Consider the following 14735-nt stretch of genomic DNA (forward strand, 5'->3'; position numbering starts at 1 on the left):
ATCCATGGACCTACCTCACACCGACCTGTTCACCAGAGCTGACGCACTTACCTTCGGGTTGACCGACGACGACCTTAAAAGGCTGCGCCGCGCCGGTGAATTGTCGGTGCTGCGACCGGGCTTCTATGTGCCTACCACGCTGATGGACGAGGCCAGCCCGACCGAACGTCATTTCCTGCTGGCGCGGTCGTATCTGATGTCCGCACCGGCGGACGAAGTGCTCAGCCACGTCTCGGCGGCCATCGCCTGGGGCTTCGACGTCTGGCAGCTGCCGCTCGACAAGGTGCACATGACACACGGTCTCGATTACGCGAGCAAGCGTCGCCCGCTCCGAATTCTCCACGGGACTACATTGAACCCCGCCGAACGCACAACCATCAACGGCTACCCGGTCACCACCGCGGCTCGAACGGTCGTGGACATCGCTCGAACCAGCAGTGTGGATCGATCGGTATGCGTCGGCGACAGTGCACTGAGATCCGTCCACACGGACTCGGACACGCTGGCCCACGCGGTCGAATCCGCCCGATTCCGAACCGGCATCGCGGCCGCCCGACGCGCGGTGTCTCTTATGAACGGGCGCAGTGAGAGCGTCGGCGAATCGCGCAGCCGAGTGCTGTTCGAAACCCTCCCGCTCCCCACACCTCTGCTCAACCAATGGGTGCACGACGGAGCCGGCCGCTTCGTGGGAAGAGTCGACTTCCTGTTCTGGGAGCTGGGTGTCATCGGCGAATTCGACGGTGAATCGAAGTACGACTCGAAACGCGTTCTGCTGGATGAGAAGTATCGCGAGGACCGACTTCGCGAACTGGGTTGGGTCATCGTGCGGTGGAACTGGCGAGAACTCGACGATCCCCGAGCACTGCTTCGCCGCTTCGAGCAGGCCTTCGCCCGCGCAGCTGCGCTACCGGCACCCAGCGGATGGTTCGGCGACCAGAGGATGGCGGCGGATCAGCTCCCCAGTTTCGGATAACTGACTCCGATCGGCGTCACATTTACGAATGTGGGGAGCTGATCCGCAGGACACGAGCCAAATCGTCACACCCGACCCAACACAGCCGCCGTATCGACTCCGACGGGCAGGGTGCCGAAGGCAATGCCCCAGTCTCGGTCGAGTCGGCTCGCGCAGAAGGCGTCGGCCACTGCGGGGTTTCCGTTCATCACCAGCTGCGCACCTTGGAAGGTCAATGCCATCAGTTCGACGACGCGGCGGGCGCGGTATTCCATGTTGGAGGTGTCGGAGAGTTCTTTCCCGACGCGGGCGATGGCGTCGTCCAGTCGAGAGTCCACACCCGACGCCTTGCCGATCTCACCGAAGAAGGCCTCGACACTGTCGGGTTGACGGGCCAGTGCGCGGAGGGAATCGAGTGCGGCGACGTTGCCCGACCCTTCCCAGATCGACATCAATGGCGATTCGCGGAACAACCGAGGCATGCCCGATTCTTCGACATAACCGTTGCCGCCCAGGCATTCGAGTGCTTCGGCCGCGTGGGCCGGTGCGCGTTTGCACACCCAGTACTTGGTGATGGCCAACGCAATTCGGCGTAGCGCGCTCTCCTGCTCGTCGCCGCGGGCGGAACCGTCGGTGGCCTGCGCCAGGCGAATCATGGCGGCGGTGGCGGCCTCGGATTCGAGGGTCAAGTCTGCCAACACGTTTCGCATCAGAGGCTGATCGATCAGTTGCGCACCGAAGGCAGCTCGGTGACGTGCGTGATGCACCGCGCGGACGGTGGCGTTGCGAATACCGGCAGCAGAGCCGATGACGCAGTCCAGCCGGGTCATGTTCACCATCTCGATGATGGTGCGCACCCCGCGGCCCTCCTCGCCGACGAGCCAGCCGGTCGCACCGTCGTACTCCAGTTCTCCCGAGGCGTTGGACTTGTTGCCGAGCTTGTCCTTCAAGCGCTGCAACATCATTCGGTTACGGGTGCCGTCGGGCAGCACCCGCGGCAACATGAAGCACGACAGCCCGCCCGGTGCCTGGGCCAAGGTGAGGAACATGTCCGACATCGGCGCAGAGGTGAACCATTTGTGGCCGACGATCGAATAGGTGCCGTCCGACGACGGGGTGGCCGTGGTGGTGTTGGCGCGAACGTCCGATCCGCCTTGCTTCTCCGTCATCGACATACCGGCGATCAGTCCGCGTTTGCTCGACGGTTCGCGCAGCCCGAAGTCGTACTCCCGGGACGCGAGCAGAGGCTCGAACTGCGCGGCGAGAGAGGGGTTGTGCCGCAACGCCGGTACGACGGCGTAGGTCATCGAGATCGGGCACATGTGGCCTGCTTCGGCCTGTCCCCATACATAGAATTTCGCGGCGCGGGCCACGTGCGCACCCACTCGGTCGTCCGTCCACGGGCTGGCGTGCAGTCCGTGCTGCACCGCGACGGTCATCAGATCATGCCAGTGCGGGTGGAATTCGACCTCGTCGACGCGATGGCCGTACCGATCGTGTGTTCTGAGCACCGGTGGGTTCTCGTTCGCGAGCCTGCCCCACTCCTGGGCCTCGACTCCGCCTGCGAGAGCGCCCAATTGACGCACCTCGTCGCGCGCCCAGCCGCCGCCGGCTCGGTCGAGACCGTCCAGCAGCGAGGCGTCGTCGGACACGTCGTAGGGCGTCAGGTCGGTCGCCTGATTGAAGACCTCATGTGTGTTCATCTCGAACTCCTAACGCACGCAACGAATAAGCGACGAGACCGGGGACCACGTCCACGGACTCGTGCGAGGACAACGGACCGACCAGCACTTCGCCGACGGCACCCACGAGCCCGGCGGCCGAGATCGCCGCGTCCTGATCGGGAATTTCCCCGGCCGCGATTCCTGCCACAATCGCGTCGGCGAACGCAGCAGTGAATTTGCGCCGGAACACCAACCGCTCGGCGTCCACTGCTGGATCGACCGGTTCGGCGAGCAGCGCGTAGGCCATCGTGCGGTTCTTCAGGGCCCGCCCGGCGAAGGTCTGCACCACCGCGGCGACTCGCTCGGATGTGCTGCCGTGTGCGGCGACGGCGACCACCGCAGCCACTTCTCGGGTGCAGACCTGCCGGAAGATCTCGACGACCAGGTCGGACTTGCCGTCGAAGTGCGTGTAGACGCTGCCCGCGGACACGCCTGCGGCCGCGGCGACCGAGGCCACCGACAGGCCCGCGTATCCCTTGGTGGACAGGACCTCGACGGCGGCAGCAAGCAGTTTCGTTCGGCCGGCATCGAGCCGGGCCTGCACTGCGGGTGTTCGCCGGTAGGGCATTGAAGGATTGAAGCACTGATTCAGTGCTTCACGCAAGGGGACTCGAGTAGGTTCGTAACCATGCCGGTACGGATCGAACGATCAGGCCCCGTCACCACCGTGGTCCTCTCACGCCCGGAGGCACGCAACGCCGTCGACGGGCCCACTGCTCAGGAACTCACCCAGGCCTTCGAGGAATTCGATGCCGACGAATCCGCGTCGGTTGCCGTGTTGTGGGGCGAAGGAGGAACCTTCTGCTCGGGTGCCGATCTGAAGGCGCTCGGCACACCCAGGTCGAACCACGCGACCGAACACGGCGACGGTCCGATGGGCCCGACGCGAATGCGGTTGTCCAAGCCGGTCATCGCCGCGGTGTCGGGATACGCCGTCGCGGGCGGGCTCGAACTCGCCCTGTGGTGCGACCTACGCATCGCGGAGGACGACGCCACGTTCGGCGTGTTCTGTCGGCGCTGGGGCGTGCCTCTGATCGACGGCGGCACAGTGCGATTGCCGCGCATCATCGGTACCGGACGAGCGATGGACATGATTCTCACCGGTCGTGCCGTGGCCGCCCAGGAGGCGTTGGACATCGGATTGGTTACCCGGGTGGTTCCGGTCGGCCGTGCCCGATCCGAGGCCGAGGCATTGGCCGCCGAACTGGCATTGCTGCCCCAGACCTGCATGCGCGAGGATCGACTGTCCGTCCTCGAGCAGGACGGCCTCGACGAGGAAGCCGCGCTGAAGAACGAGTTTCGGCACGGTGCCATCTCGATCACCGCCGACGCGCTCACCGGAGCGAGTCGGTTCGCCTCGGGCGCGGGGCGACACGGTACCCCCAGTCCGTGACCTCGACCCGCCTGTCGGTGATCGACGAAATCTTTCTCCGCACACACCGCGGGTACGGCACACCGATTGCACTGCAGGGTATTTGGCGTACTGCCGAGTCGGTGACCCAGGACGAACTCGATCGGGTACACGCTGCGCTCGAACGTGGGCAGCTGGGTCGACAGGTCGGCGTGCCTCGCATCCCCGGTGCCAGGCTCCGATGGGACGTCTGTTCCACCTCGCTGCCGCTGACGGTCGCCTCCGAGCCGGTCGACGACGCCATCGAGTGGGCCGACCACCAGGCCGATGTGCAGTTGGATCCGCAATACGGACCGGGCTGGCGGTTGACGGCAGCTCCGCTGACCGGCGGCGGTACCGTCGTATCGCTGGTGTGCTCGCATGCGCTCGCCGATGCCCGTGGGCTCATCGACGCTGCCGCACAGTCGTTTTCGGGCTCGGTAGAAACCGAACCGATCGCCTCCCCCGGTTCCGACGCAGCGGACGCTCTGCGCATGATCGTCACCGTGCTCGTGCGGTCGATCGTCGCGACCGCTCGACTGTGGGTGAGCGCGAAGGCTCGGGCCGAGCTGCGCGCGTTCACGGCATCCGACTCGAATCGCACACGCCCCCAACGTGTTCGACGGGCCTTCTCGGTGGTCGTGGACGTCGATGCAGCGCAGTGGGATTCGGCTGCCGAGCTCGGTGGTGGCTCACCCAATTCGTTGTTCGTGTGCGTCGTCGCCGCGACCATGGCAGAACTCGGCTCACCCACGGTGACCGTCGACATCCCCTTCCGCACCGGATCCGGCGACGCGAACTCGATCGGGATGGCCACCGTCGACGTTCGCGGAGACGACTCACCGGCGGCAGTGCGCGCGGCGTGCAAAGCTGCCTTCGCCGCGCCCGTCGGAGCGCCCGCGGGGTACCCACCCGAGGTTGTCCAACTGCTCCCCCACCGCCTTGCGGCGAAGTTGACCTCGACGCCGGGGCGCGGAGAAGTGTTGTGCTCCAACATCGGCGACATTCCGCATGCGCTGACGACCCTCGGGCCGCATCGATCCTGCGGTCTGGCCACCCGCGCGATCCACCCCGCACCGACGGGACCGATCCCGCTGTCGACGATCAGGCTGTCGACCTACCTGTCCCGGATGGACGGGCGCTACACACTCTCCCTGGTGTGCACCGACGACGCGCTGGTCGGATCGGCGGCAGAGCTCACCGCAGCGGTGCACCGCGCTCTGGCGCGGCGAAACCTGGCCGGTACACCCTGGTAGGTCTACCGTTGCAGCCATGAACGAGCACGATATCCACACCAAGATTCAGCAGCTGATCGCCACCGAGCACAAGCTGCGCACCGACACCCAGGCCGGGGAGATCGACCCCGACACCGAGAAGGCGCAGCTCGCGTCACTCGAACACGCTCTCGATCAGTGCTGGGACCTGCTCCGGCAGCGCCGCGCACGCATCGACGCAGGCAAGGACCCCGACTCCGCGACGGCCAACAGCGTCAACCAGGTCGAGGGATACCTGCAGTAGTTCCGGTCATTCCCCAAGCTCCACTCCTGCGCTCAGACCATTCGATCCGTCAGCACGTTCGGCAGGAACCGCAGCGCCGCGTCGATGCCTCGCCATTTCAGGCCGGGCAGCGCGGCGCGGCGCGTTTCGCTCTCGATGGCCCGGACCATCGCGGTGACGCCTTCGTCCAGAGTGGCTGTGAGAGCAGCACTGTCGCCTGCGCCGGCCGACATGTCGGTGGCGATGAAACCCGGCAGAAGCGTCGTGACGACGATGTCGGTGCGAGCCAATTCGGTGGCCAACGATTCGCCCAGAGAGGCCACCGCCGCTTTGCTGGCCGAGTAGGTCGCCTTGGCACCGGGCAGACCCCGATCGGCGCTGATGGACGAGACGAACACCAGGTGCCCGTGCTTCTGGGCCCGGAATATCGCCAACGCAGCCTCGGCCTGCGACAGCGCACCGACGAAATTGGTGCGCGCGGTCTGCAGATTGGCGTCCGAGCGACCGGATCCGATCTTCGCACCCTTGCCGAGTCCGGCATTGACGACAACTCGATCCAGGCCGCCCAACTCGTCGCGCAGTTCGCCGAACACCGTCACCACGGCATCGTGATCGGTGACGTCGAGGGCGCGTACCGCCACGGTGATCCCGGGATGCTGCGTCATCAGTTCGGAACGAAGCTCGTCGAGCCGCTCGACCCGTCGCGCACAGAGAGCGAGATCCCGGCCCATGGCCGCGAAGCGGCGCGCCATCTCCTCACCGAGTCCTGAACTCGCGCCGGTGATCAGAATCTTGCTCCGAGTGGTCGCCATAAGCGGGGAGCCTATGTCACTGTGGAGCAATGGCCCCAGAGAGCTCGGAATTCGATGTGATCGTCATCGGCGGAGGACCCGTCGGTGAGAATGCCGCGCAGTACGCGATACAAGGCAGCAGCCGCACCGCCGCCATCGTCGAACACGAACTCGTCGGCGGCGAATGCTCGTACTGGGCATGCATGCCCAGCAAGGCGCTCCTGCGGCCGAGCGAGGTGCTCGATACCGCCCGAAACATGCCGGGTGTGAAAGAACTGGTCGGCGATCAGCCCCTCGACGCCGACGCCGTATTGGCCCGACGCGAATCCTTCACTCACGGCCTCGACGACTCGTCGCAGGTGTCGTGGGCCGAGTCCGCGGGCATCTCGGTGATCCGGGGCCACGGACGGCTCAGCGGGGTCAAGACCGTCGAGGTCGACGGCAGAACGCTCACGGCCCGGCACGCAGTGGTTCTGGCCACCGGCACCACCGCGTCGGTACCGAACACGCCTGGCCTTCGCGACGCCCGACCGTGGATCTCCCGCGACGCCACGAACATTCACGAGACCCCCGGCCACGTGGCCATCATCGGCGGCGGTGTCGTGGCGAGCGAGGCAGCGACGTGGCTGCTGTCCCTGGGGGCGAAAGTCACGATGATCGTGCGCGGCTCGTCCCTGCTGGCCGGCTCCGAGCCGTTCGCCGGGCAGCTCGTCGCCGATGCACTGAAACAACGCGGCGCAACGATCATGCTCGACGCGTCCCTGACGGCTGTGTCGCGACAAGATCCCGCCGACACCGGCGTCGGCCGAATCCACGGTGGTCCGGTCACTCTCACGGTCGGCGGCGAGGACCTCGTCGTGGACGAGGTGCTGGTCGCGGCGGGCCGCTCCCCGGCGAGCTCGGATCTGGGACTGTCCACCGTCGGTCTTCCCGACGGCAGATACGTCGACGTCGACGACCACCTCACTGTGGGGGACCACGACTGGCTCTATGCCGTCGGCGATCTCAACGGCCGGGCACCGTTGACGCACATGGGCAAGTATCAGGGACGGGTGGCCGGTGACGTCATCGCCGCCCGGGCCGAGGGAAAGCCGCTCGATCACAGAAAGTTTCGCGCCACCGCCGACCACGGACAGATTCCCCAGGTCGTGTTCACGCCCCTCGAGGTCGCCTCGGTCGGGCTCACCGAGGCCAAGGCGCGCGAAGCCGGTATCGACGTCGAGATCGCGGCCCAGGACATCGCCGTCGCGGGTTCCTCCCTACAGCAGGACGACTATTCGGGTCGTGCGCAGTTGGTGATCGACAGGGCCACCGACACTCTCGTCGGGGCGACCTTCGTCGGTCCGGGTGTGGCCGAGTTGGTACACGCGGCCACCGTTGCCGTGGTCGGGAAGGTATCGCTCGACGATCTGTGGCATGCGGTGCCGTCGTATCCGACGGTCAGCGAAATCTGGCTCCGACTACTCGAATCGCGCCGGTGACAGGTTCAGCTCCGCGCATATGCCGCAGCTATGCCGGCGTAAGTTGTCGGGTCGGTTCGCCTCAGGCGTAGAGCCACCAGGACTCCGAGGATCGCTGCGAAGATGAGCACGACCGGTACCGCGTTGACGACGGCAGAATCGGATCCGGTGAGCACGCTGTAATGCGTTCCGGCGAGAATCAATCCGGTCGTGAACCCGAGAAATCCGATGCCCGGGGCAATCGCGGTGCGCCACACGGATCGATCGGGATGGCCGATGAAGAACACGACCACCGACAGTGCCGCGGCGGCCTGCAGCGCAATGACACCCAGAGTGCCGAGGCCGATGGCACCGGCCGCATAACTCAGGTAGGGGTCGGCACCGGCCACCGCGAAGCCCGTCAGCGATACCGCTGCCACCACCGATGCGGTGATGCTCCCGATATGGGGGCTCGCGTGCCGCGGGTGAATTCGGCCGAGCCACACCGGAAGTACCCGCTCACGCCCCAGCGCGAACAGATAACGACTGGCGGCGTTGTGCACTGCCAGATACGACGCGAGCACGCTGGTGCACAGCAGCACTGCGGTGCCGTCGTACAGCACGGTTCCGCCGTACTCACGCGCCAGCGTGAACAGTAGGTTGCCCAGTTCGGTCTGGGCCAGCGCCGGAGCGTCGACACCGCCTGCCGCACCGACGACGATCCAGCTCGTCGTGACGTAGAAGACCGCGATGATCGACACCGCAATGAACGTCGCACGCGGGATGCTCCGCCGCGGGTCCTTGGTCTCCTCCCCGTACAACGCTGCGGATTCGAACCCGATGAAGCTCGAGAAGGCGAACATCATGGCAATACCGAGCGAACCGGAGAACACCTGAGTGGGTGTGAACGACTCCAGTGGCACTGCGGCAGCACCCTTCTGCCCGACGACCAAACCGTCGAACACCACCAGAAAAGCGAACTCGAGCACCATCAGTGTCCCCAAGACCTTGGCGGAGAGGTCGGCATTTCTGAACCCGAGAATTGCCACGACCACCACGGCAACGCCGGTGAAGACGTACCACGGAATATCGATGCCCGAATCGGCGAAGACCAAATGGGTGAAATAACCGAATGCTCCCGAAAGCCCGCACGCAAGTGACGTATATGCGACAACTGCGACATACGCGGCAGCAATTCCGGGCGGTTTACCCAACGCGAGACCGATGTAGGTGTAGAACGCACCGGTACTGTAGACCTGCTGCGCGATCGCCGCGAACCCGACCGAGAAGCAGAGCAGCACAACGGAACTGATCGCGTACGCGGCAGGCAATCCCGCCCCGTTTCCGCGAATCAAGGCCAGTGGCACATTACCGATCATGGCCGCCATCGGTGCTGCGGCAGCAACCACCAGAAATACCACTCGCCCGGTGGTCAGAGTACGTCGCTCGGACATCGTTGGGACGCTACCCGTACTGGGAGCACAATGCTGACACCGAACGCGATCACTCGGGTCGTCTCCCGCGTTGCCGAGTAGATTGGTCGAGTGACCGAGAATTCGCCGAAGCAGCAGCCGCTTCTCGTGCTGGGCAAGATCACCGAGATTCTCGATGCGTTCTCGTTCGATCGCCCGGCCATGACGCTGGGCGAGATTCAGCAGAGCACCGGGCTGCCCACCTCGACGGTGCAGCGTCTGGTCACCAACCTGGTTCAACAGGGCTTTCTGGATCGAGGCGGCGATCGCATCCGCATCGGGGTGCGGATGGCGTACTGGGCCGCGACGGCGACCAAGGATCTCGACGTGTTGTCGGTCGTCAACCCGATCCTCAAGGACATGCGCGATCTGACGACCGAGACCGCGTGCTTCTTTCGGCCCGAGCAGAACTACCGTGTATGCGTGGCCATTGCCGAGACGCGGCATGCGTTGCGACGAGACATGTACGTCGGCAAGGTCATTCCGCTCAGCGCAGGATCGGCCAGCCGTGTCCTACTGGCCTGGGACTCGGAACTGGCAGAGCGTGTTCTGTCCCGCGAACTCGAATCGCTGACCGAGCAGACGGTGACCGAGGCCGAGACGATGCGGGAACTGTTGGCGCAGACAAGGTCCGACGGCTACGCGATCACCACCGGTGAGCGCGAGACCGGCGCATCGGGGCTGTCCGCTCCGGTGTTCGATTCGGCCTCGGACATCGTCGGTGCCGTCACCATCAGCGGCCCGACATTACGGATGCCGCAGTCGCAGTGCGAGGCCTGGGTGGACCTGCTGATCTCGCATGCCGAACAGATCACCCGGACCCTCGGCGGCCGCTACCCCGCGTGACCCCAGGCCTCGGGATTGACCGGGTGCGGCGGGAGCTCACCGCGCAGCATCGCCACGGCATTGGTGGCGCACAGGCGCGCCATCTCCGAGCGCACCGAGACCGTCGCGCTGCCCACGTGCGGTAGGAGCACGGTATTGGACAGTTCGGCCAGGCCCGGTTCGAGCGCAGGTTCGCGTTCGTAGACGTCCAATCCTGCTGCAGCGATCGATTTCTCACGTAGAGCAATCACCAGCGCTGCCTCGTCGACCACTGGCCCACGGGCGGTATTGATCAGAATCGCCGACGGCTTCATGGCCTCGAACACGGCAGCATCGACCAGATGCCGGGTGGAGTCCGACAACGGGACGTGCAGCGACAGAAAGTCACTCGTTGCGACGATCTCGTCCCACGCCGCATGTTCGACGCGGCCGGCGAACTCACCGAGTTCGTCGTCGGAGACCTCTCGGTCGCCGGGCGGCCGGGGGCAGAACTTCACCGTCATGCCGAAACCCAGTGCCCGCCGAGCGGTGGCCCGAGCGATACGACCGAAACCGGCAAGGCCGAGCACACGGCCCGAGACATCGCTGCCCAGCAACAGTTCGGGCTCCCACCCGGTGAAGGATCCGGACCGAACGAAGGCATCGGCCTCGACGGCGCGGCGGGCCGTGGACAGAATGAGGAGCATCGCGATGTCTGCGGTCGAATCCGTCAGCACACCTGGAGTGTTCGCGGCGGTGATTCCGTAGCGTGTGGCGGCCGCGATGTCGATGTTGTCGAATCCGACGGCATAGTTGGATATCCCGACGAGTGATGCCGAGGCCAGCAGCTTCGCATCGAACCGGTCGCGTAGCTGGGAGACCACGACGGAGTAATCCCCCGAGGCGCATGCCTCGACCAACTGCTCGTGGTCCAACTCGCGGAGGTCGACCTCGCCGGCGGCCCGCAGAATGTCCATGCCGGGAGCCGGGATTTCCGACGTGACGAGAATGCGGCTCATACGACCCACTCGAACACGTGCGCCTCGGACCTGGCACCCTGCACGGTTTTCGATCGCATGGGCTCCTCCAGTTCGGCCAGCAGGCCCTCCGACAGAGAGACCATGCGTGCCAGCGTCTTCGGCTCGAACCAGTCCGGCCTCGTCGCGAAGAGAATGTCCTCGGACGAGGTGTTGCCACTGGCACCGGGGGCGAAGGGGCAGCCGCCCAGTCCGCCGAGCGAACCGTCGACCATCGCGGCTCCGGCCGAGATGGCGGCCAGAGTGTTCGCGACGCCCAGACCCCACGTGTCGTGACCGTGGAACACCACCCGGCGGTCCGGAGTTTCCGCGCGTACCCGTGAGATCAGCGACGACACCTGAACCGGTACTGCCTGTCCGAGGGTGTCGCAGATGACAATATCCGTTGCGCCCGTGGCTCGTTCGTCGTTGGCGATCTCGATGACCCGATCGGGCGGTACCTGTCCCTCGAAAGGACAGGTGAACGACGTTGCGATACACAGCTCGATCTGTCCGCCCACCGAGCGGGTGATGTCGACGGCATCGGGCATCGCGGCCAGCGATACCTCGGTGGTGCGCCCGATGTTGGCCTGGTTGTGCGAGTCCGACGCGGAGAAGCAGTACTGGAAGTTGCGAGCGCCTGCAGCAGCGGCCTTCTCGACGTGGCGTGGAGTGGCGACCCACACCCAGCATCGCTCGCGTTCCTCGGCGGTCAGCTCGCCGATGACCTCGAGGGTGTTGGCCATGGGCGGCACTTTGTCGCCGCGTGCCATCGAACCGATCTCGAGGGCCGGCACGCCGAGTTCGATGAGGGCCCTGACGATCTCGAGTTTGCGTTCGGTGGAGAGCATCTTGCCGGTGAGCTGCAGTCCGTCGCGCATCGTGACGTCGCGTAGCTCCGCGGTGGGGGTGAAACCGTACATCTACAGGCCCATCTCTTCGTCGGTCCGGCCGAGCAGCGTCGACAGTACTTCTCTGGTGTGCTCGCCCAGATCCGGCCCGACCGAACGGATCGGCAGGGATGCATCACCGATCACCGGGACAACTCCGACGAACCCGACGTCGGTGGGCTCTCCCTGGCCGGTGTCGACCGGAAAGTGCTGAATCATGTTGCGGGCCGCGTACTGTTCGTCGGCGACGATGTCCGCAGCGGTGTAGATCGGACCCGACGGCACCCCCGCGGCATCGAGTATCTTCAATGCCTCGGCGCGCGAACGCAATCCGGTCCAAGCCGAGATCGCGGCGTCCAGCTCGTCCCGGCGACGCCACCGGCCGGCGTTGGTCGCCAGGTCCGGATCGGCTCCCAGATCGGGACGGTCGATGGTCTCCATGTAGCGCTGGAAGATGGCGTCGCCGTTACCGGCGATGATGATCGAGTGACCGTCGTTGCACGGGTACGCATTCGAGGGCGCGATGCCCTCCATTCGGCCGCCCGTCCGTTCGCGTTCGACGCCGTACGCCAGATAATCCGGAATCAGCGACTCCATCATCGACAGAATGGATTCGTTCAAGGCCACGTCGATGGAACGCTGTTCGAGCGACAACGGGTCCGATTTCTCTGCTGCACGCTGCGTCTGTCGTTGGAACAACGCCATGACACATCCGAACGCCGCATAGAGACCGGCGATCGAGTCGCCGATCGACACACCGACCCGCACGGGCGGCCTGTCCGGATCACCGACGAGGTTGCGGAAGCCGCCGTACGCCTCTGCCACAGCGGCAAATCCGGGTCGCTGCGACATCGGACCGGTTTGCCCGAATGCCGAGATACGCGTGATGATGAGCTCCGGGTTGGCGGCACTGAGAACCTCGGGCGAGATCCCCCACTTCTCGAGTGTGCCGGGTCTGAAGTTCTCGAGCACGATGTCGCAGTGCGCGGCGAGGTCGACCACATCTTTGCGTCCCTGCTCGGTGCGCAGGTCCAGCACGATCGATTTCTTGTTCCGGTTGATCGTGCGGTACAGCATCGACGTCGTACCGGAATACAGCCGCCAATTGCGCAATTCGTCACCGGTACCCGGCCTTTCGACCTTGATCACCTCGGCACCGAAATCGGCGAGCATCCTGGCCGCCGTGGGTGCGGCGATGTAGTTGCCGAGTTCGAGAACTCGAACTCCACTGAGCGGCAATGCCATCGTGTTCCTTTCTGTATTCGCGGAAGAGGTCACAGGATCCAGCTCATCGGCACGATCAAGGCGATGGCGATGACCGATGCCACCGACACGCCCACCGAGCACGTCTTGAGTGTGCCCCTCGTCGACTGGCCCATCAAGGACTGCAGCAGCCAGAACGTGTTACTGGTGACGTGCACGGCGAACAATGATCCGGCACCGGCGGCGAGCGCGATGAACACCGGGTCGAGACCGATCAGGGGCGCGACAGGCGCGAGGATGCCGGCCGAGGTGATGGCGGAGATCGTCACCGATCCGACCGCGATATGCAACGCGGCCGCAATGACCCACACCATCAACAGTGGAGCCGCGGTACTGGCCGTGAAGTACTGGCCCAGTATGTCGCCGAGACCCGCCTCGTTGATGACGGCTGCGAGCGATCCACCGACACCGGTGAGAATGAGGATCTGACCGCTCTCCGCGAAACCACGAGCGAGAGCTTTCTCCACCCGCTGCTGGCCGACGTGGTAACGGCCGATGAGGCACGTCCCGACCAGTCCGAGGAGCAGCGCGATGACCGGGCTGGCGATGAATTCGACTACCGGAACCGATATCTCGGCGACTTCGAGAACGGCACCGATCGCGATCAGGACGAGCGCGAGCAGCAACGGCGAGAGCAACACCAGCAGCGAGGTCTGCTTCTCGGTGCGCACCTTCTGGGCCACGCCGCCGCCGGCACCGAGGGGCTCGTCGTCGGACTCGACGGGCTCCGAGACCACCGGCTCCGACACCGCGACGATCTGTTGCTCGTCCTTCTCCTCGTTCCACCAACCGTGGCGGAAGACGAACGACATGATGGCCACCGACAGCACGACGACAGGAACGATGAGGATCAGTCCGTAGATCATCATCTTGCCCAACGGCACGCCGAGCAATCCGGCCAGCGCCAGCGTCGCGACTCCGGGAACCATGAACACGATGCCGCACTCCAGGGCGATGGCCAGCGCCGTGGCCATCCTCGCCGTGCCGTATTTGCCGATCTTAGGGGCGAGGTTGCGTGCGAGCGGTGCGGAGATCACGAGCAACACGTCGAGGAAGATGGACTGCAACAGAGTCGCGATGGTCAGCGACAGCGCGTACGGGAGCCGCTTGGGGCCGAAGGCTCTCAGCAAGGTGCCGACGAGACGCTGGATGGCGCTCATCTCCTGCAGCACCGAACCCATCAGGACGCCGAACGCGATGAGCAATCCGACCTCGGCCATGATCTCGCCGAATCCGCCAGTGATCGTGTCGACAGTGGTCGACACTCCCAGCTTGGTCGCCAGGCCCAGGTACGCAGCCCCGAGCACCAGCGAAATCACCGGGTTGAAATGGAAACGAACGATGAAGACCACCACCGCCAGTACTGCGACGACGGTGTTGATCACGATCCACAAATCGGACATCGGTAGGTCTTTCCACCAGAGAGTGACCGCCGCCATGCATGACGGGCCGGTGTGATGCGTCGCACCATTGCTCACATTATGGGCACAGATTTAC

14 protein-coding genes are annotated in these 14735 nt (G+C 65.2%); 6 read left to right on the forward strand and 8 right to left on the reverse strand.

Features of this window, described 5'->3' with window-relative positions:
- The first annotated feature begins 4 nt into the window (after positions 1 to 4).
- On the forward strand, positions 5 to 973 hold the full coding sequence (locus AB0O58_RS09910) for a type IV toxin-antitoxin system AbiEi family antitoxin domain-containing protein (protein ID WP_366238152.1): 969 nt from the start codon (positions 5 to 7) through the stop codon (positions 971 to 973).
- 65 nt (positions 974 to 1038) lie between these two features.
- On the opposite strand, the gene AB0O58_RS09915 is transcribed toward AB0O58_RS09910, so the two are convergent.
- Complete coding sequence (locus tag AB0O58_RS09915; protein WP_366238153.1) at positions 1039 to 2655, reverse strand: acyl-CoA dehydrogenase family protein; 1617 nt, start codon at positions 2653 to 2655, stop codon at positions 1039 to 1041.
- The gene (locus AB0O58_RS09920) at positions 2642 to 3244 is read right to left on the reverse strand and encodes a TetR/AcrR family transcriptional regulator (RefSeq protein ID WP_027496005.1); all 603 of its coding nucleotides are present in this window, start codon (positions 3242 to 3244) and stop codon (positions 2642 to 2644) included. The genes AB0O58_RS09915 and AB0O58_RS09920 overlap by 14 nt, the downstream gene beginning before the upstream one ends.
- A gap of 60 nt (positions 3245 to 3304) precedes the next feature.
- Here AB0O58_RS09920 and AB0O58_RS09925 point away from each other — a divergent pair, with 60 nt between their 5' ends.
- Genes AB0O58_RS09925 through AB0O58_RS09935 form a run of 3 tightly spaced genes read left to right on the forward strand, consistent with a single transcriptional unit; the run spans position 3305 to position 5584 of the window.
- Positions 3305 to 4069 (forward strand): crotonase/enoyl-CoA hydratase family protein, encoded by a 765-nt coding sequence (locus AB0O58_RS09925; RefSeq protein WP_094714937.1) that lies wholly within the window; start codon positions 3305 to 3307, stop codon positions 4067 to 4069.
- Positions 4066 to 5322: a hypothetical protein gene (locus tag AB0O58_RS09930; protein ID WP_201009754.1), complete on the forward strand. Its 1257-nt coding sequence runs from the start codon at positions 4066 to 4068 to the stop codon at positions 5320 to 5322. The genes AB0O58_RS09925 and AB0O58_RS09930 overlap by 4 nt, the downstream gene beginning before the upstream one ends.
- 16 nt (positions 5323 to 5338) lie before the next feature.
- A complete protein-coding gene (locus AB0O58_RS09935) occupies positions 5339 to 5584 on the forward strand; it encodes a DUF2630 family protein (protein ID WP_027496002.1) in 246 nt (81 codons plus the stop codon).
- Between the two features lie 32 nt (positions 5585 to 5616).
- Here AB0O58_RS09935 and AB0O58_RS09940 read toward each other — a convergent pair whose 3' ends face one another.
- Positions 5617 to 6375 (reverse strand): SDR family oxidoreductase, encoded by a 759-nt coding sequence (locus AB0O58_RS09940; protein WP_048319414.1) that lies wholly within the window; start codon positions 6373 to 6375, stop codon positions 5617 to 5619.
- Positions 6376 to 6404: 29 nt separating this feature from the next.
- Between AB0O58_RS09940 and AB0O58_RS09945 the strand changes: the two genes are divergently transcribed.
- Positions 6405 to 7835 (forward strand): NAD(P)/FAD-dependent oxidoreductase, encoded by a 1431-nt coding sequence (locus tag AB0O58_RS09945; RefSeq protein ID WP_201009755.1) that lies wholly within the window; start codon positions 6405 to 6407, stop codon positions 7833 to 7835.
- A gap of 5 nt (positions 7836 to 7840) precedes the next feature.
- Here AB0O58_RS09945 and AB0O58_RS09950 read toward each other — a convergent pair whose 3' ends face one another.
- A complete protein-coding gene (locus AB0O58_RS09950) occupies positions 7841 to 9247 on the reverse strand; it encodes an APC family permease (RefSeq protein WP_222057345.1) in 1407 nt (468 codons plus the stop codon).
- Between the two features lie 90 nt (positions 9248 to 9337).
- Here AB0O58_RS09950 and AB0O58_RS09955 point away from each other — a divergent pair, with 90 nt between their 5' ends.
- The gene (locus AB0O58_RS09955) at positions 9338 to 10111 is read left to right on the forward strand and encodes an IclR family transcriptional regulator (protein WP_228139160.1); all 774 of its coding nucleotides are present in this window, start codon (positions 9338 to 9340) and stop codon (positions 10109 to 10111) included.
- Here the strand turns inward: AB0O58_RS09955 and AB0O58_RS09960 are convergent.
- The 4 genes from AB0O58_RS09960 to AB0O58_RS09975 are packed head-to-tail and all read right to left on the reverse strand — an operon-like array spanning position 10099 to position 14641.
- Positions 10099 to 11088, reverse strand: coding sequence for a D-glycerate dehydrogenase (locus tag AB0O58_RS09960; RefSeq protein WP_201009757.1), 990 nt, complete (start codon positions 11086 to 11088; stop codon positions 10099 to 10101). The two genes, AB0O58_RS09955 and AB0O58_RS09960, sit on opposite strands and share 13 nt — an antisense overlap.
- Positions 11085 to 12008, reverse strand: coding sequence for a hydroxymethylglutaryl-CoA lyase (locus tag AB0O58_RS09965; protein ID WP_201009758.1), 924 nt, complete (start codon positions 12006 to 12008; stop codon positions 11085 to 11087). The genes AB0O58_RS09960 and AB0O58_RS09965 overlap by 4 nt, the downstream gene beginning before the upstream one ends.
- The gene (locus AB0O58_RS09970) at positions 12009 to 13220 is read right to left on the reverse strand and encodes a CoA transferase (protein ID WP_032365946.1); all 1212 of its coding nucleotides are present in this window, start codon (positions 13218 to 13220) and stop codon (positions 12009 to 12011) included.
- A 29-nt stretch (positions 13221 to 13249) separates the two neighbouring features.
- A complete protein-coding gene (locus AB0O58_RS09975) occupies positions 13250 to 14641 on the reverse strand; it encodes an SLC13 family permease (RefSeq protein ID WP_201009759.1) in 1392 nt (463 codons plus the stop codon).
- Positions 14642 to 14735 lie beyond the last annotated feature (94 nt).

Origin of the sequence: Rhodococcus sp. NPDC080181 (assembly GCF_040702225.1) — a bacterium.
Classification (GTDB): domain Bacteria; phylum Actinomycetota; class Actinomycetes; order Mycobacteriales; family Mycobacteriaceae; genus Rhodococcoides; species Rhodococcoides fascians.